The organism is Plantactinospora sp. GCM10030261 (assembly GCF_042666615.1).
Lineage (GTDB): Bacteria > Actinomycetota > Actinomycetes > Mycobacteriales > Micromonosporaceae > KBS50.
On the sequence record NZ_JBHTDD010000048.1, the window covers coordinates 1 to 16,630 of the forward strand.

17 protein-coding genes are annotated in these 16,630 nt (G+C 73.5%); 8 read left to right on the plus strand and 9 right to left on the minus strand.

What is annotated here, in order from left to right; genetic code table 11:
• Positions 1 to 119: 119 nt before the first annotated feature.
• Positions 120 to 1,070: a phosphotransferase family protein gene (locus ACFQUZ_RS31400; RefSeq protein WP_377448758.1), complete on the plus strand. Its 951-nt coding sequence runs from the start codon at positions 120 to 122 to the stop codon at positions 1,068 to 1,070.
• Between the two features lie 79 nt (positions 1,071 to 1,149).
• Here the strand turns inward: ACFQUZ_RS31400 and ACFQUZ_RS31405 are convergent, their stop codons facing one another.
• From ACFQUZ_RS31405 to ACFQUZ_RS31415, 3 genes are read right to left on the minus strand one after another with little or no spacing between them, the layout of a single operon-like run.
• Positions 1,150 to 1,764: a GNAT family N-acetyltransferase gene (locus ACFQUZ_RS31405; protein ID WP_377448760.1), complete on the minus strand. Its 615-nt coding sequence runs from the start codon at positions 1,762 to 1,764 to the stop codon at positions 1,150 to 1,152.
• 7 nt (positions 1,765 to 1,771) lie between these two features.
• Positions 1,772 to 2,053 carry an MMPL family transporter gene (locus ACFQUZ_RS31410; protein ID WP_377448762.1) on the minus strand — a complete coding sequence of 94 codons (282 nt, stop codon included), beginning with the start codon at positions 2,051 to 2,053 and terminating at the stop codon, positions 1,772 to 1,774.
• Complete coding sequence (locus ACFQUZ_RS31415; protein ID WP_377448764.1) at positions 2,032 to 3,924, minus strand: MMPL family transporter; 1,893 nt, start codon at positions 3,922 to 3,924, stop codon at positions 2,032 to 2,034. Before ACFQUZ_RS31415 ends, ACFQUZ_RS31410 begins: the two co-directional genes overlap by 22 nt.
• A gap of 109 nt (positions 3,925 to 4,033) precedes the next feature.
• Here ACFQUZ_RS31415 and ACFQUZ_RS31420 point away from each other — a divergent pair, with 109 nt between their 5' ends.
• Both ACFQUZ_RS31420 and ACFQUZ_RS31425 read left to right on the plus strand, forming a co-directional pair.
• On the plus strand, positions 4,034 to 5,350 hold the full coding sequence (locus ACFQUZ_RS31420; RefSeq protein WP_377448766.1) for a sensor histidine kinase: 1,317 nt from the start codon (positions 4,034 to 4,036) through the stop codon (positions 5,348 to 5,350).
• The gene (locus ACFQUZ_RS31425) at positions 5,302 to 5,946 is read left to right on the plus strand and encodes a LuxR C-terminal-related transcriptional regulator (protein ID WP_377448768.1); all 645 of its coding nucleotides are present in this window, start codon (positions 5,302 to 5,304) and stop codon (positions 5,944 to 5,946) included. The genes ACFQUZ_RS31420 and ACFQUZ_RS31425 overlap by 49 nt, the downstream gene beginning before the upstream one ends.
• A gap of 96 nt (positions 5,947 to 6,042) precedes the next feature.
• On the opposite strand, the gene ACFQUZ_RS31430 is transcribed toward ACFQUZ_RS31425, so the two are convergent.
• The 4 genes from ACFQUZ_RS31430 to ACFQUZ_RS31445 form a co-directional block, all read right to left on the minus strand.
• The gene (locus ACFQUZ_RS31430) at positions 6,043 to 6,858 is read right to left on the minus strand and encodes a sulfite exporter TauE/SafE family protein (RefSeq protein ID WP_377448770.1); all 816 of its coding nucleotides are present in this window, start codon (positions 6,856 to 6,858) and stop codon (positions 6,043 to 6,045) included.
• A gap of 126 nt (positions 6,859 to 6,984) precedes the next feature.
• Positions 6,985 to 8,169, minus strand: a complete 1,185-nt coding sequence (locus ACFQUZ_RS31435) for an RNA polymerase sigma factor (protein ID WP_377448805.1) — start codon at positions 8,167 to 8,169, stop codon at positions 6,985 to 6,987.
• A gap of 50 nt (positions 8,170 to 8,219) precedes the next feature.
• On the minus strand, positions 8,220 to 8,633 hold the full coding sequence (locus tag ACFQUZ_RS31440) for a YciI family protein (RefSeq protein ID WP_377448772.1): 414 nt from the start codon (positions 8,631 to 8,633) through the stop codon (positions 8,220 to 8,222).
• Entirely contained in the window at positions 8,633 to 9,364 is a 732-nt protein-coding gene (locus ACFQUZ_RS31445; protein WP_377448774.1) for an SRPBCC domain-containing protein, read from the minus strand. The genes ACFQUZ_RS31440 and ACFQUZ_RS31445 overlap by 1 nt, the downstream gene beginning before the upstream one ends.
• 124 nt (positions 9,365 to 9,488) lie before the next feature.
• On the opposite strand from ACFQUZ_RS31445, the gene selD reads away from it, so the two are divergent.
• From selD to ACFQUZ_RS31470, 5 genes are all read left to right on the plus strand, one after another.
• The gene (gene selD, locus ACFQUZ_RS31450) at positions 9,489 to 10,499 is read left to right on the plus strand and encodes a selenide, water dikinase SelD (RefSeq protein ID WP_377448776.1); all 1,011 of its coding nucleotides are present in this window, start codon (positions 9,489 to 9,491) and stop codon (positions 10,497 to 10,499) included.
• A 72-nt stretch (positions 10,500 to 10,571) separates the two neighbouring features.
• Positions 10,572 to 10,730, plus strand: coding sequence for a hypothetical protein (locus ACFQUZ_RS31455; RefSeq protein WP_377448778.1), 159 nt, complete (start codon positions 10,572 to 10,574; stop codon positions 10,728 to 10,730).
• Between the two features lie 172 nt (positions 10,731 to 10,902).
• A complete protein-coding gene (locus ACFQUZ_RS31460; RefSeq protein ID WP_377448780.1) occupies positions 10,903 to 12,507 on the plus strand; it encodes a gluconokinase in 1,605 nt (534 codons plus the stop codon).
• A 54-nt stretch (positions 12,508 to 12,561) separates the two neighbouring features.
• Positions 12,562 to 14,073 (plus strand): SLC13 family permease, encoded by a 1,512-nt coding sequence (locus ACFQUZ_RS31465; RefSeq protein ID WP_377448807.1) that lies wholly within the window; start codon positions 12,562 to 12,564, stop codon positions 14,071 to 14,073.
• A gap of 173 nt (positions 14,074 to 14,246) precedes the next feature.
• Positions 14,247 to 14,741 carry a hypothetical protein gene (locus ACFQUZ_RS31470; RefSeq protein WP_377448782.1) on the plus strand — a complete coding sequence of 165 codons (495 nt, stop codon included), beginning with the start codon at positions 14,247 to 14,249 and terminating at the stop codon, positions 14,739 to 14,741.
• 5 nt (positions 14,742 to 14,746) lie between these two features.
• Here ACFQUZ_RS31470 and ACFQUZ_RS31475 read toward each other — a convergent pair whose 3' ends face one another.
• Together ACFQUZ_RS31475 and ACFQUZ_RS31480 are read right to left on the minus strand one after the other, a co-directional pair.
• On the minus strand, positions 14,747 to 15,499 hold the full coding sequence (locus ACFQUZ_RS31475; protein WP_377448784.1) for a PIG-L deacetylase family protein: 753 nt from the start codon (positions 15,497 to 15,499) through the stop codon (positions 14,747 to 14,749).
• 59 nt (positions 15,500 to 15,558) lie between these two features.
• On the minus strand, positions 15,559 to 16,629 hold the full coding sequence (locus ACFQUZ_RS31480; RefSeq protein WP_377448786.1) for a LacI family DNA-binding transcriptional regulator: 1,071 nt from the start codon (positions 16,627 to 16,629) through the stop codon (positions 15,559 to 15,561).
• Position 16,630: the final 1 nt, after the last annotated feature.

Consider the following 16,630-nt stretch of genomic DNA (forward strand, 5'->3'; position numbering starts at 1 on the left):
CCCGACGGCTCCACAGCCGACTGTCCCACGGTGGTCTCGGTCGTCATCTGGCGTCTCTCCCTTGATCGGTCGATCAGCCGTTATTTGTACAGTCCCGGGATAGAGGGAGGTGGGGTGGGGTGGGCGCGCCAGGGATGATTCATCGGGTACGCGAACTGCTGGGTTCGGACGTTCGTACCGTCGTGCCGCTGGGCGAGGGCACCGACCACGTCGCGTACGAGGTGGACGGCGCGTACGTGGTCCGCCAGCGCAAGCCGGTGGATGGCGTGGACCTGGCCGAGGCGATCCGGCGGGAGGCGGACCTGCTCGGCGTGATCGCTGGTGTGTCGCCGATTCCGGTGCCCGAGGTGGTCGCGGCGGCACCCGACGAGGGTCTCGTGGTGCAGCGGAAGTTGCCCGGAGCCACGCTGCTCGATCGTCCACCCGTCGACCCGGCGGCCCTGGTGGACCAGCTCGCCGACTTCCTCAGCGCGATCCACGGCGTCCCGGGCGAGCGGGTGGCCGGCCTGGTAGAGGAGGACCGCTATCCCCACGCCGACTACCTGGCGGAGGCCGCCGAGACGGTGCCGGACCTCACCCACCTGCTCGATGCCGACCAGCGCCGGGCAGTGGACCGGTTCCTGGCCACCGCCCCGCCGCCCGAGCCGGACGACCTGCTGCTCTGCCACAACGACCTCGGTGCCGAGCACCTGCTCGTCGCGCCGGACGGGGTCCGGTTGACCGGGGTGCTCGACTGGTCCGACGCGGCGCTTGCCGACCCCGCGCACGACCTCGGTCGGCTCTACCGCGACCTCGGTCCGGACGTTGCCGCCCGGCTGGCTACGCGGCTGTGCCCGCCGGTCTCGGACGCCCAGGGCGCCGATGTCCCGACCACCGACGGCCCGGGCGCGGAGGTCCCAGGCGCCGACGGCCCGGGCGCCGGAGCGTCGGTGGCCGACGATCTGCTGGCCCGCGCCGCGTTCCACGCCAGGTGCGCGCTGATCGAGGACCTGGCGTTCGGGGTGACCGGCGGCGACCGGCGGTACGCTGACGCGGCACTCGCCCGGCTCGCCCGCACGTTCGCGGTCTGAGCGCGGCGGCGGCCGGCACGTTCGCGGTCTGAGCGCGGCGGCGGCCGGCACGTTCGCGGTCTGCACCGCGGCCGTGGCCTCAGGTTCCGGACCCCGGCCGGCGGTCGCGCCACATGAAGCGGGTGTCCACGCCGAGGATCTCCCGCCGTACCGTCACCTCGAAGCCGAACCGTTGGTAGAGCGCGACGTTCCGGTCGACGTCGGTTTCCAGGAACGCCGGGATGTCGCTCCGGTCGGCCAGCTCGACGAACGCCCTGAGCAGCGCGGTGCCGACCCCGAGCCCCTGCCGGTCGGGATGGACGGCGACCGGCCCGACGTGCCAGTGTGGCCGGCGCGGATCGTGCCGGGCCCGTGCGTCGCTCAGCCGCAGGAGGCGGGGGAGCGCGCTGCCCACCGTCTGGAGCAGCGCCGGCCCGCCACGCAGCTTCTCGCCCGGGGTGGGTTGGCAGCGTGGCCATTCCACCGCGTTCAGCACGCCGACGAGTTCGCCGTTCAGCTCGGCGACCAGCACATGACCGAGCCGGTTGCCGAGCTTCACCACCCGGGCCACCGCCCGCATGGTCCGGTCGGCCCGGTCCCGGTCGCCCCGGGTCACCGCCAGGACGCCCGGGTTGTCCCGGAACGCCAGCCCGATCAGCCGACCGGCCGCGTCCAGCTCGGACGCGGCCATGGTTCGGACGGAGATGTCGCTCATCCTCCCACTATAGATGTAGTGTGCGCTCCAGTGGTCGGGCGTGGACCGGCGCCGCCGACGACCGGGTCAGTCGGCTCGGCCACCAGGTCCGTGCGCCGAGATCGAGGGCGAACGCCGGCACCAGCAGGCTGCGGACCAGCATCGTGTCGAGCAGGACACCGACCGCAACGATCACCGCGACCTGCACCGACGGCACCAGCGGCAGCACGTTGAGGGCGGAGAACGTGGCGGCCAGCACCACACCGGCGCTGGTGATCACACCACCGGTCACCGCGAGGGCACGCAGCACGCCGGTACGGTGACCGCGTACCGCCGCCTCCTCCCGGGCCGCGTCATCAGGAAAATGGTGTAGTCGACTCCCAGGGCCACCAGGAACAGGAACGTCTGTAGCGGAACCCCGTCCCACAGCCGTGGATGTCCGAGCGCGTGCAGGATCAGCCCGCTGAGACCCAGCGCGGCACCGTAGGAGATCACCACACTGCCCAGCAGCACCAGCGGCGCCACCACGGCGCGCAGGACCAGCAGCAGGATCCCGAACACCACCGTGAGGACCAGCGGCATCACCACCCGGTTGTCCCGCCACGCCGTACGCTCGACATCCAGCGTCGCGGCGGTCTCCCCGCCAACCAGCGCTCGGGCCTCGGGCACGGCGTGCACGGCGGCGCGCAGCCGGTCCACCGTCGCCAGACCGTCGTCGCTCTGCGCCGGGTACGCCAGCACGGCGTCCAGCCGGACCCACCCGCCGTCGGTGGATCTCCCGACCTGCGCCACCTTGGCGACGCCCGGCACCGTCCGGGCCGCGGCCGCCACCTGATCGGCCTTGGCAACGGCGACCACGATCTCGGCGGGCGAGACCAGCCCGGCCGGATAGTGCCGCTCGATCATCCGCTGACCCGTCACCGAGCCCACCTCCCTGGTGAACGACTCGTCCCCGGGCAGACCGATGCTGAGCAGGCCGATGCCGGGCAGCAGGGCGACGAGCACCGTGAGGGTGCCGATCCAGACGGCGCGTGGCCGCCGGCCCACCCACGCGGCGATCCCCCGCCAGACCCGATGCTCCCGGGGCTCCTCGCGGGTCACTTCTGGACGAGGTTCCCCGTCGCGGACTCGCGGGACGAACGGCCAGAACACCCACCTGCCGCACACCACCAGCACGGCCGGCAGCAGAGTCATCATGGTGGCGAACGCGATGGCCACCCCCACCGCGGCAACCGGGCCGAGCCCTTGGCTGGACGGCAGATCGGCGGCGAGCAGGCAGAGCAGCCCGATGCCGACGGTGGCCGCCGACGCCGCCACGGCCGGCAGCGTGCGGCGCACCGCCTCCACCATCGCGGGACGCCGGTCGGCGTGCCGGTGCAGTTCCTCCCGGTACCGGGCGATGAGCAGCAGCGCGTAGTCCACCCCGACGCCGAAGACCAGGATCGTGGTGATGCTCTGGCTCTGCATGTCCACGGTCAGCCCGGCGTGCCGGGCGAGCAGGTAGACGATGGCGCTGGTGACCTGGCTGGCGACGCCGACCACCAGCAACGGCAGCAACCACAGCACCGGACTGCGGTACGTGACGATCAACAGCAGCGCCACGGCGAGCGCGGTGACGACGAGCAGCGTGGCGTCCATGCCGGCGAAGGCGTCGAAAAGGTCGTCATCGGCTCCGGCCGAGCCCGTCAGCGCCGTTCGCAGCCCGTCCGGCCGGTCCGCCGCCAACCGGTCCCTGATATCCCCGACCGCGGCGGACTGCGCGTCACCGGACCCGGCCAGCGGGAACGACAGCAGCAGCGCCGCACCGTCCGCGCTGGGCACCGGCGGAGAGATCCGGCCGCCGTCGGCGTACCCGGTAAAGGCCGTGCGGTCCGCCGCGACCTTGGCCCGGTCCGCCTCGGTCAGCCCGCCGTCCCGGACGTAGACCGCGACGGCCACCAGCGCGTCGCGTTCGGGAAAGGTGGTGGCGACCTGGTCGGCGTACCGCTGGGCCTCGGAACTGGCTGGCAGTGCCCCCAGTTGGTCGTTGTTCTGCACCTCGGCCAGCTTGCCGGCCAGCGGACCGGCGACTCCGGCGAGCACCAGCCAGAAAGTCAGCACGGCGAACCTGGTCCGCCGCCCGGCGACCAGCCGGGCCAGGCCCCGGGCGAGCGCGGCCCGTCGATTGCGTTCGGTGTCCATGCCACCGATACAAGGCGTCGCGGCGGCCGGACACAGGGGTCGCAGGCCGCCGGACGAGGTGGTCCCAGCACCACCGTTTTCCGGCGCCCCCGTCCGCCACACTGTCGAGGTGGACCTCACCCTCCTGGACGAGCCGCGCGAACTGGCCCGGCGTTACCTGTGGCCCGGCCTGCTCGCCGCGGCACGCGGACTCGCCGTGGCGATCCTGGCGCTGGCCGGCAACATCCCGCTGTTCGTGCTGTCGGTGGTGTCGCTGGCGCTCATCCCGGCGGCCGGCGTCGGGTTCGCGGCCTTCCCCGTGCTGGTGGTGGCGGTCCGCTGGCGGGCCGAGCTGCATCGACGGTTCGCCCGGTGGGCCGGCGTACCGATCCCGACGCCGTACCGGCCGATCCCGGCGGACGCGTCGCTCGGCACCTGGCGCCGCTTCCGGCTGGTTGTCAGCGACCCGGCCACCTGGCGGGACTTCGCCTGGCTGCTGCCCGGCGCGCTCGCCGGCGCGGTGCTCGGCCTCGTCGCGGTCGCGCTGCCGCTGTACGGCCTGGAGGGGCTGCTGGTGACGCCGCTGCTGACGGCCTACGTGGACTGGTGGGGGTACGGGATCTTCTGGCCGATCGACAACGTCGTCAAGCAGATCCTCTCGCTCCCGCTGGCCGCCCTGATTCTCGTGGTCGGAGTGGTGGCCGCACCCTGGCTGCTCTGGATCGAGGCCGAGTTCGCCCGGTACTTCCTCGGGCCGACCGCCGAGGCGGCGCTGCGCGACCGGGTTGAACGGCTCACCGAGACCCGCGCCGACACGGTCGACGCGCAGGCCGCCGAACTGCGCCGGATCGAGCGGGACCTGCACGACGGGGCGCAGGCCCGGCTGGTGTCGTTGAGCATGAACATCGGGCTCGCGGAGGAACTGGTCCGGCGCGATCCGGCGGCGGCGGAGCAGCTGCTCGCCGAGGCCCGCGAGTCCAGCGGCCGGGCCCTGGCCGAGCTGCGCGACCTGGTCCGCGGCATCCATCCGCCGGTGTTGGCCGAACGCGGTCTCGACGGCGCGGTCCGGGCCCTCGCCCTGTCCGTTCCGACGCACGTCGACGTCGCGGTCGACCTGCCCGCTCGGCCGGACCCCCCGGTCGAGTCGGCCGCCTACTTCGCGGTCGCCGAAGCGCTCGCCAACATCGTCAAACACAGCCGTGCCCGGCTCGCCTGGATCGACGTGTCACACCGGGACGGCAGGCTGGTCATGACGGTCGGCGACAATGGCGCCGGCGGGGCGGATCCGGAGGCGGGCACCGGGCTGCGGGGTGTGCGGCGCCGGCTCGCCGCGTTCGATGGAACGATGTCGGTGTCCAGCCCGCCGGGCGGACCCACCGTCGTGACCATGGAGCTGCCGTGCGCGTTGTCGTCGCCGAAGACCTCGCCCTCCTCCGGGACGGGCTGATCCGCCTGCTCGGCGCGTTCGACATCACGGTGGTCGCGGAGGTGGACAACGGCCCGGCGCTGCTGCCCACCCTGCTGGAGCACCGACCCGACGTGGCGGTCGTCGACGTCCGGCTGCCGCCGACCTTCACCGACGAGGGACTCCAGGCGGCCATCGCGGCCCGCACCGAGGTGCCCGGACTGCCCGTGCTGGTGCTGTCCCAGCACGTCGAGCAGCTCTATGCCCGCGAACTGCTCTCCGACCGCGCCGGTGGGGTCGGCTACCTGCTCAAGGACCGGGTGTCGCACGTCAGCCAGTTCGTCGACGCGGTGCGCCGGGTGGCTGGCGGCGGCACCGTGATGGATCCCGAGGTGGTCGCCCAGCTACTCGCCCGCCGGGACGGCGAGCAGCCACTCGGGGCGCTCACCGCCCGGGAACGGGAGGTGCTCGGCCTGATGGCCGAGGGCCGTTCGAACGCGGCGATCGGCGCCCGCCTGTTCATCACCGAGAAGGCGGTCAGCAAGCACATCAACAGCATCTTCGGCAAACTCGGACTGCCGCCCTCGGACGACGACAACCGCCGGGTGCTCGCCGTGCTGGCGTACCTCAATGGTTGAGTGGACCCGGCTGCGAAAGCCGGGTCCACTGATCGCCGATGTTGGTCAGGTGCAGGTTCTGACGGTTGGCGAGAACCCGTACGGCGGGTCGCGGGATCAGGTGGCCATCCGCACCAGCGCGGTGAGGCCGACCGCCACGATGAGGGCACGCAGCGCGGTGTCGGGCAGCCGCCGACCGTACCGGGCGCCGAGCAGCCCACCCACCACCGATCCGGCCGCGATGAGCAGCGCCGGCTGCCAGGCCACCTGCCCGGCGCCGAGGAATACCACCGCGGCCACGCCGTTGACCAGCGCGGTCAGCAGGTTCTTGATGCCGTTGAGGCTTTGCAGCTTCTCGGGCAGCAACACGCCGAGCACGCCGAGCAGCAAGACCCCCTGGGCGGCACCGAAGTAACCCCCGTACACGCTGGTGCCGTAGGCGCCGACCAGCAGCAGCACGCCGGCCCGGCCGCCCGGCAGCCGGCCGGTCGGTCCGGGCGGTGTGGCGCCGGGTGTCCGGGAGCCGGCCGGCTCCCGGACACCGTCAGGAGTCCGGGAGCGGCGCAGCCACCGGGCGAGCCGGGGTTGCGCCGCCACCAGCAGCACCGCCACCCCGATCAGCCACGGCACCACGAACTCGAACGCGGTGGCCGGCAGGACCAGCAGCAGCGCGGCACCGGTGACCCCACCGACCAGCCCGACCAGCATGAGCGGCAGCAGCAACCGGCGCCGGCCAACCAGTTCGGCGCGATAGCCGTACGCGCCGGAGAGGGACCCGGGCACCAGCCCGACGGTGTTGGAGGCGTTCGCGACGACGGGTGGATATCCCAACGCCAGCAGGACGGGGAAGGTGATGAGCGTGCCGGAGCCCACCACCGCGTTGATGGCGCCCGCCGCCACGCCGGCGGCGAGCACGACCAGTTGGTCGAGCATGTCGGTAACCCTTTTCCGCGGTCCCGGTCGCCGCCCCGTGGGGTCACCGCCGCCCGCTGATCGGGAGCACAGCGGACCGAGCCTATGGACCGTTGGCCCCGGTCGGACAGACCGGTGTGCGGGAGATCACCTGGTGGGCGGAGCCCGGTGGATCCGCTCGGCGAGGAACTCCTGCTCGGCGGTGTTGCCGGTGAGGGCGAGCGCCGCCCGGTAGGCCGTGACCGCCTCGGCGTCGCGGCCCAGCCGGCGCAGCAGATCCGCCCTGGTCGCGGGCAGGTAGTGGTAGTCACGCAGCCGGCCGTCCCGGTCCAGCGCGTCCACTTCGGCCAGCGCCGCCTCCGGTCCGTCCACCATGGACAGGGCGACGGCCCGGTTGAGGGCGACCACCGGTGACGGCCAGACCCGCAGCAACTCGTCGTAGAGCCGCAGGATCTGCGCCCAGTCCGTCTCCGGGTAGCTCGGTGCCTCGGCGTGCAGCGCGGCGATCGCCGCCAGCAGGGTGAACCGACCGGGCGGCCCGGCCCGCAACGACGCCACCACCAGCCGGTCGGCCTCGGCGATCAACTCCCGGTCCCACCGGGACCGGTCCTGCTCGCTCAGCCGCAGCAACCGGCCGTCCGGGTCGGTGCGGGTGGCCCGCCGGGCGTGGTGGACCAGCAGCAGCGCCAGCAGGCCGGTCACCTCCCGGTCCGCGGGCAGCAGCCGGCGCAGCAGCCGGGCGAGATCCAGGGCCCGGCCGGCGACCTCGTCGAGGACGAGCAGGTCGCCCCGGTACGCGGTGTGCCCGGCCGCGTAGAGCACGTGCAGCACGGCCAACACCGCGTCGACCCGGGCCGGCAGCTCGTCGAGGGCCGGCACGGCGTACCTGATGCGGGCCACCGCGATCTTCTTCTTGGCCCGGGTGATCCGGGCGGCCATCGTGGCGTCGGCGACCAGGAACGCCCGCGCGATGTCGGTGGTCGGCAGGCCGCACACCAGCCGCAGGGTGAGCGCGACCTGGGCCTCCCGGGACAGCGCCGGGTGGCAACAGGTGAAGACGAGGCGGAGCCGGTCGTCCGGTATGTCGGGTGGCTCGGCCTCCGGCGACGCTACCTCGTCCCGGTCGAGCAGCAGCGGCAGCCGCTTCGCCAGGTCGCGCCGCCGGTGCAGGTCGTTGATCGCGATCCGCCGGGCCGTGGTGGTCAGCCAGGCGCCGGGCCGGTCCGGAACGCCGTCCCGCCGCCAGGCGCGCAGCGCCCGGACGTACGCCTCCTGCACGGCCTCCTCGGCGGCGTCGATGTCACGGGTGACCCGCACCGTCGCGGCGAGCACGTACGCCCACTCGCGACGGTGCGCGTCAGCCACCGCCCGATCGACCGCGGTCAGCTCGACCCCGCGATGCCGGGCCCCGATTCGGCGGCCTCGGGACCAGCCTCCGCCGTCTCGGGATCCGGCTCGGCGATATCGAACCCGATTAGCGGCCGGACCTCGACCCCGCCGTCCACGATCGGTGTTAGCCTGGCCAGCGTCAGCGCGTGGTCCAGGTCCCGGGCCTCGATGACGAAGATCCCCGCCAGCGCCTCCTTGGTCTCCAGGAACGGGCCGTCCGTGACCACGTCGTCCCGGATCGAGGTGGAGACCGAGGTCGGTTCGAGCGCCATCCCGGCCACCTCCCGGCCGCCCAGCTCCCTGATCCGGCCGGGCAGTTCCTCGTGCGCCCGGAGCACCTCCGGCGGCAGGTCGGCCGCCCCGCCGGGCGTCTCCCGCTCGTAGATGAGCACCGCGTACTGCGCCATCACGCCACCTCCTCGGACGCGAAGATACCGGTCAGCCACCGGTTCCAGGCCGCGCCGGCGGCCACCCCGTCGACGTCGGGGCCGAACAGGTGGTGCGCCAGCCCGACCGGCCACCCCCAGGCGTCCCGCCCGTACCACCGGTAGAGCGCGTCGGACGTGCGGACACCGAGGAACTCCGGCGTCGCGTAGTCGACCACACCGTCGATCGGCGGCAGCCCGGCCGGGGTGAGCCGCACCCGGTCGCCGACCGCGACGTCCCCCGAGACGCCGAGCGCCCGGCGGAGTAGGTCGGATCCGCCGCGCGCGGACGCCTCGGGGCCGTCCGCCGTGACGTACACCGCGTCCCGGCCGGCGAAGTGGCGCACGTACTCGACAAGCGAGTGGTAGTAGAAGTTGGTGTGCCGCCGGCAGGCGTCCACCTCGCGGTCGTAGTCACCGTCGGCGGTGCCCCGGTGGGTGTACCGCAGGTGGGTTCCGGAGCCGCGTGGTTCCAGCCGGTAGTCGAGTTCGTTGCCCCCGCCGGATCCCTCGCCGGAGCGGGTGGTGAACCGGCTCGGTGGCTCCCACACCGTCACCGTGCCGCCGCCCAGGCCGCGCTCGGACCCACCGGCCCGGGATTCGTACTCGACCGGCCAGAGCCAGCCGGCCGTTCGCCTGGTCACCGCGTCCCAGACCGCTGCCGGACCGGCCGGCAGGTCGCCCGTCCAGCCCACCTCGAATGGCCTGCTCATCTGTCTGCCTCCGTTGTCGTCGGGGGAGCCGCGCCACGCGCCTCCACCCATCCCGACCAACGGGACCGGCCGGATTCGACAGCGCGTCCCGGCGACGTCACCACCGCGCCCGTAAGCTCGGCGGATGACGGTCAGTGCCCACCCCCGCCGGTTGACCGGGTACGCGCACGGGGGCGGCTGCGCCTGCAAGATCCCGCCCGGTGAGCTGGAGGCGGTGGTGGCGGACCTGTTCGCCGGCGACCCGCCGCCGGACGCGGCGGGGGAACTGCTGGTCGGCCTCGACGACGGGGACGACGCGGCCGTGGTGCGGTTGGCCGACGGCCGGGGCATCGTGCTCACCACCGACTTCTTCACCCCGGTCGTCGACGACCCGTACGACTGGGGGCGGATCGCGGCGGCGAACGCCCTGTCCGACGTGTACGCGATGGGCGGGACGCCGCTGGTGGCGGTGAACCTGCTCGCCTGGCCCCGGGACGCGTTACCGATGGAACTGGCCCGCGAGGTGCTGCGCGGCGGGCTGGACGTCGCCCGGCTGGCCGGCTGCCACGTTGCCGGGGGGCACAGCGTCGACGATCCGGAGCCCAAGTACGGCATGGCGGTCACCGGCCTGGTCGACCCGGGGCGGCTGATGCGCAACGACGCGGCGCGGCCCGGCCAGCCGCTGTCGCTGACCAAACCCCTGGGTCTCGGCGTGCTGAACAACCGGCACAAGGCGACCGGCGAGGTGTTCCCCGAGGCGGTGGCCACGATGGCGACGGTGAACCGGTGGGCCGCCGAGGCGGCGGTCGCGGCCGGCGTCCGGGCGGCCACCGACGTGACCGGCTTCGGCCTGCTCGGCCATCTCTACAAGATGGCCCGGGCCAGCGGGGTCACCGCGGTGGTCGACGCGGCCGCCGTGCCGTACCTGGCCGGGGCCCGGGAGAGCCTGCGGGACGGGTACGTCCCGGGTGGCAGCCGGCGCAACCTCGACTGGGTACGGCCGCACACCGACCTCGGCCGGTTCGACGAGACCGAGGCGTTGCTGCTCGCCGACGCGCAGACCAGCGGCGGTCTGCTGCTGGCCGGCGAGGTCGACGGTGCCCCGGTGATCGGTGAGTTCGTCAAGCGGGGCGACCGCCCGTTGGTGATCCGCTGAACGTGCCAGATCCGTCCGCCGATCCGGCCCCGGGGAATGGCGTCCCGGGCCGGAAGGTTGGCGAAGAACAGCGTGGACCTCGGCCCGCTGGCCGAGAGTTGGCGATCCCAGCCGGACACCCCGGTCTACGGCCAGCCGTACGCGGGCGGGCAGCAGCAGTTCTTCGGCGCCCCGGCGGTGCCCGCGCCGGCCGACCGGATCACCGAGGCGCTGGCCGCCGCCCGCCGCTGAGCCCGGTGGTCGCGGGCCGCGCCAGACCCCCACGTCTTCCGTCCGCTGCGGACCGGCGGCGCGCATAGGATGATCGATCCCTGGGTATGGCTTGCGCGTCGCCGGGCAGTGACCCACCGGACCGGGCCCGCCGGGGGCGTTGACGAGCGACGCTGACGAGGAGGTGGCGCCGGTGGACCGATCCTCCCCGACGGGCCGGGCGCCGACCGGCCGGGCGCCAGACGGCCGGTCACCCGACGGGCCAGCGGCCGTGGTCATCGGCGTCGATATCGGCACGACGAGCACCAAGGCGGTTGCCTTCGACACGGCCGGCAACCAGCTCGCCGCGCACTCCGTCGGCTACCCGCTGGACGAGCCGCGGCCCGGGTGGGCCGAGCAGGACCCGCCGGCCATCCACGACGCGGTGGTGGCGGCCCTGCGCGCGGTCGTGGCGGAGCTGTCGACGCCGCCGGCCGGCATGTCGTTCAGCACCGCCATGCACAGCCTGATCGGGCTCGACGTCGACGGGCACCCGCTGACTCCCTCGATCACCTGGGCCGACTCCCGGGCCAGCGAGCAGGCCGAGCGGCTGCGCGCCACCGCGGGGGGCCTGGACCTGCACCGCCGCACCGGCACCCCGCTGCATCCGATGGCCCCGCTGCCCAAACTCGTCTGGTACGCCGAGCGGGAGCCGGAACTGTTCGCCCGGGTGACGCACTGGGTCGGCATCAAGGACTACGTGCTGCGCCGGCTCTGCGGCACGCTGCTGACCGACTATTCGGCCGCCTCCGGAACCGGGCTCTTCGACCTCGCCGGACGGCGGTGGGACGCCGAGGCGCTGCGCGTCGCCGGGATCGACGAGGGTCAGCTTCCCCGGCTGGCCCCCAGCACCACCGTGCTCGGCGGGCTCACTCCGGCCGCCGCCGAGGCCACCGGACTGCCCCCCGACGTGCCGGTGGTGCTCGGTGCCGCCGACGGTCCGCTGGCCAACCTCGGGCTCGGCGCCGTCCGCCCGGGCGTGGTGGCCTGCTCGATCGGCACCAGCGGTGCCATGCGCGTGATGGTCGAACGGCCGTCGGTGGACCCGCTGGGCCGGGTGTTCTGCTACGCCCTCACCGAGGACCGATGGGTGGTCGGCGGGGCCATCAACAACGGTGGCATCGTGCTCGGCTGGGCCGGAGACGCACTGGCGCCGGACCTCGGCGACGGTGCCGAGGAGGAACTGCTCGCCCTGGCCGCCACGGCACCGGCCGGGTCGGGCGGGCTGCTCATGCTGCCGTACCTGCTCAGCGAGCGGGCGCCGCACTGGAGCGCGCTGCCCCGCGGCGCGTACGTCGGGCTGACCCACGCGCACCGCCGCGAACACCTGATCCGGGCCGCGATCGAGGGCGTCTGCCTGCAACTCGCGGTGGTGCTGGACTCGGTCCGGGCGGCCGGCAACGAGGTCCGGGAGATCCGGGCCAGCGGCGGCTTCGCACGCAGTCCACTGTGGCGGCAGACGCTTGCCGACGTGCTGGGGGTCGAGGTGCGGTTCCCCGTCGGGCACGAGGGATCCGGCTTCGGCGCCGCGCTGCTCGGCATGCAGGCGCTCGGCATGGTGCCGTCCATCGAGGTGGCCGCCGAACTCGTCGAGATCGAGGAGACCGTACGCCCCGACCCGGAGGCCGCGGCCGTCTACGCCGCCCTGCTGCCCACCTTCGCCGACCTGTACGACGCGTTGGGTCCCACGTACCGGGCCCTGCGCCGGCTCGCCGCGGACCTGCCGCCGGCGCCGCCACCGCAACCCCCACCCATGTGATCGTCACCGCCCGCCCCTCCCGGTCGCGGACGCCGTCCGAAGGTTGTGATGCCCATGATCCCGCTCGCCGCGGAGGCCGCCCCGGCGGCCGGTGACGGCCAACTCATCATCGCCGCCCTGCTGGGCATCGCCGCCGTGGTGGTGCTCATCGCCTGGGGCAAGGTGCACCCGTTCCTCTCGCTGATCCTCGGCGCGGCCGTCCTCGGCGTGGTGGCCGGCCTCGGTCCCGAGAAGATGATCGAGTCGTTCACCGGCGGGGTCGGCACGACGGTCGGCGGCGTCGGGTTGCTCATCGCGCTCGGCGCGATGATCGGCGGACTGCTCGCCGAGTCCGGCGGGGCCGACGGCATCGTCGGACGGGTGGTCGGGCGGGTATCCGGTCGCACTCTGCCCTGGGCGATGGCGGGAGTGGCGTCGCTGATCGGCCTGCCGCTGTTCTTCGAGGTCGGAGTGGTGCTGCTGGTGCCGATCGTGCTCCTGGCGTCGCTGCGGACGAACATTCCCCTGATGAAGCTCGGCATCCCGGCCCTGGCCGGGCTGTCGGTGCTGCACGGCCTGGTGCCGCCGCACCCCGGACCGCTGGTGGCGATCTCCTCGCTGAACGCCGACCTCGGACTGACCCTGGCGCTCGGTCTGCTGGTGGCCATCCCCACCGTCATCGTGGCGGGACCGTTGTTCGGCAACGTCATCACCCGGTACGTGCCGGCGACCGTGCCGATGGACCTGCTGCCGACCCGGGCGCCCGGCGGATCCGGTGGGAACCGGTCGGATGACGCCGCCGAACCGGCCCGCGAACGCCGCACGGACGCCGACCCGATGGACGAGGACGACCTGGTGAATCCGGGCGCCGGCCGGCCGGGCGGAGCGGTCGACGACACCGGTACGGAGGCCGCCCGCCGTACCCCCGCCTTCTGGCCCGCGGTGTTCACCGTCCTGCTGCCGGTGGTGCTGATGCTGCTGCGCGCCCTCGGCGAACTGCTCCTCGACGAGGGGTCGGCGGGCCGCCAGGCGTTGGACATCGCCGGTGCGCCGATCGTCGCGTTGCTGGCCGGGCTGATCGTCGCCATGTTCACTCTCGGCTACCAGGCGGGCTTCAACCGGGGCCAGGTGTCCGCGGTACTCGGTGGTTCGCTGCCCCCGATCGCCGGCATCCTGCTGATCGTCGCCGCCGGTGGCGGGTTCAAGCAGGTGCTGGTGGACGCCGGGGTGGGCACGATGGTCGCCGACGCGGCCGAGGGCGCGAACCTGTCCCCGTTGTTGCTGGGCTGGCTGGTCGCGGTCGGCATCCGGGTCGCCACCGGCTCGGCCACGGTCGCCACCATCACCGCCGCGGGCATCGTGGCGCCGCTGGCGCAGACCCTGGACCGGCCGGGCGTGGCGCTGCTCGCGCTGGCCATCGGCTGCGGATCGCTGTTCTTCTCGCACGTGAACGACGCCGGCTTCTGGATGGTGAAGGAGTACTTCGGACTGACCGTGTGGCAGACCATCAAGAGCTGGTCGGTGATGGAAACCATCATCTCCATCGTCGGTTTCCTCGGCGTCCTGCTGCTCGACCTGTTGCTCTGAGGTGCGGCCGGAACAGGACCGGCGCGGTCGCGACGCCCTGTTCCGGTCACGCTCAGACATGAGTCCGTAGCGGGCTGGCGGGAGCGTTCCCACGGCCTGCGAGGCGGGGCAGCCGGCTCCGCCAGATCGCTGGTACGCTGCGCCGTCGATCTCATCCCCGGGGGGAATCCACGATGCTCCGTACCACGCTCGTCCGCGCCTTCCTCGTGCCGGTCGCCGCGGTGGCCCTGCTCGCCGGCTGCAGCCCGGACGAGTCGGCCGACACCGCCGCCGGTGCGACACCGACAGGTGCCGCCTCGTCCGAGGCCGCTCCGTCGCCCACCGCCGCAGCCACCAGCGCCGCCCCGAACAACAAGGAGGTCTGCGCGGCGCTTACCGACGACTTCGTGGCCGGCAGCCAGAAGATCGTCGACAGCTCGAACAAGGCCATCCAGGAGAAGTGGAGCCTGTCCAAGCTCAACAAGCAGCTCCAGGCCGACCTCACCGCGATCTCGAACAATCTGAAGAAGCACGCCGCGACCGCCGAGGACCCGCAGCTCAAGGCCACCATCGAGGGCTGGTCGAAGTCCCTCGCGGCCGGCGGCAAGTCGTCCGACCCGGCGGGCTTCATGGAGAAGACGCTGGTGAAGGTGGGCACCGACATCGACAAGACCTGCCAGGCGGTCTAGGGCAGCTAGAACAGGTCGAAGCGGAACACCTCGAAGGCCGCGCCGTAGCGGGTGCCCAACCGGGCACCCGCCGGCCGGCTCAGCCCTTCCAGGAACTCCACCGGGTCGAAGTCGCCGGAGCCGAGGCCGCGCAGGTACGCGTCGTGCGCCCGCAGCGATTCCACGCCCAGCTCGAAGGTGTCGGTGGTGTCCACCCCGTGCCGGGACTCCGGCGAACTGGCGGCCCACACCTGGCGCACCCCGCCCCACGGCCGCAGGTCGTCGTCGAGCTGCTCCGGGAACACCCAGCGGTTGCCCGCGTCGCGTACCGCGTCCAGCACGGCCCGGCCGGTGGCGATGTGGTCGGCCTGGTTGAGCGCGTAGGCACCGTCCCAGGTGTCCCGGAAGTTCGAGGTGATGACGATCTCCGGCCGGTGCCGGCGGATCACCTTCGCCAGCTCCCGGCGCAGCGGCACGCCGTACTCCAGGACGCCGTCGGGAAGGCCGAGGAAGTCGACCTCGTCGACACCGACCACCGCGGCCGACGCCCGTTGCTCCGCCTCGCGTACCGGTCGGCACCGGTCGGGCGACATGCCGTCGATGCCGGCCTCGCCGCTGGTCACCATGCAGTAGCCGACCCGCTTGCCCTGCCGGGTCCAGCGGGCGACGGCGGCCGCCGCGCCGAACTCCAGGTCGTCCGGATGGGCCACGATGGCCAGGGCGCGCTGCCAGTCCTCCGGCAGCGGTTCGAGCGGTGCGGGGGTTCCGGTATCCGACACGACGGCCTCCAACTCGGTACGGGTGTTGCCGGATCGTATGGCGGCGAGACGCCGCCGGGTCAGGCGCGAACGGGCGGCGCGGCGGTGCTTTCCCGGACCAGCAGGTCGATGGGAAGGTTCACCGACGCGACGCGATCCGAGGCGCCGGTGCGTGCCCGCTCGATGGCCGCGGTGAGCGCCGCCGCGGCGGCGTGCCCCTTGGCCTCGACGTCCTGCCGGACGGTGGTCAACGCCGGACGCATCCGCCGGGCGAGCGGGTTGTCGTCGAAGCCCACCACCGACAGGTCGGCCGGCACCCGCAACCCGAGGTCCTCGGCCGCGGCGACCAGTCCCTGCGCGATCGCGTCGGAGAAGCACAGCACGGCGGTCGGCGGGTGGTCGCGGTCGAGCAGCGCCCGGGCCCCGTCGTAGGCCTCGTCCACGTGGCAGTGGGGTTGGCGGACGACGAGCGGTCGGACGCCGACGGGATCGAGCGCGTCCCGCCAGCCGAGCAGGCGCTGGGTCGACACGTACCCGTCGCCGGCCGGCGGCTCGACGTCGGTGAGCGGAACGCCGTGGGGCCCGGCCAGGCTCACCGTCATGATGCCGATGTCCCGGTGGCCGAGGTCGACCAGGTGCTGGGCGGCGGCCCGGGCGCCGGCCCGGTCGTCGATGTTGACGCTCGGTGTGTCGCCGTCCGGCTCCTGGTCCACGTACACCATCGGGATCTGCCGGCGGCGCAGCACGTCGAGGGCGGGCAGACCGGGGTCGCAGGAGTAGATGAGCGCGCCGTCGACGGCGACCTGCTGGGCCGCCGCCACGTCGGTGCGGGTGACGGCGGGCAGCAGGGTCAGCGCCAGGCCGGTCGGCGCGAGTTCGTCGACGATGGCGCCCAGGAAGGTGGTGGCGACCTCGTCGGTGAACGCGTACCGCAGGGAGCCGGTGAGCAGCACCCCGACGGCGCCGGTGGTGCCCCGGGCGAGGGCTCGGGCCGCCGGGTCGGGACCGACGTAGCCGAGTTCCGCGGCCGCGGCGAGGACCTTCGTGCGCAGCGTCGCCGAGAGCTGGTCCGGCCGGGAGAAGGCGTTGGACACCGTCATCCGGCTGACGCCGACGTGATCGGCGATCGTCTGGAGGGTTACCCGCGCCACC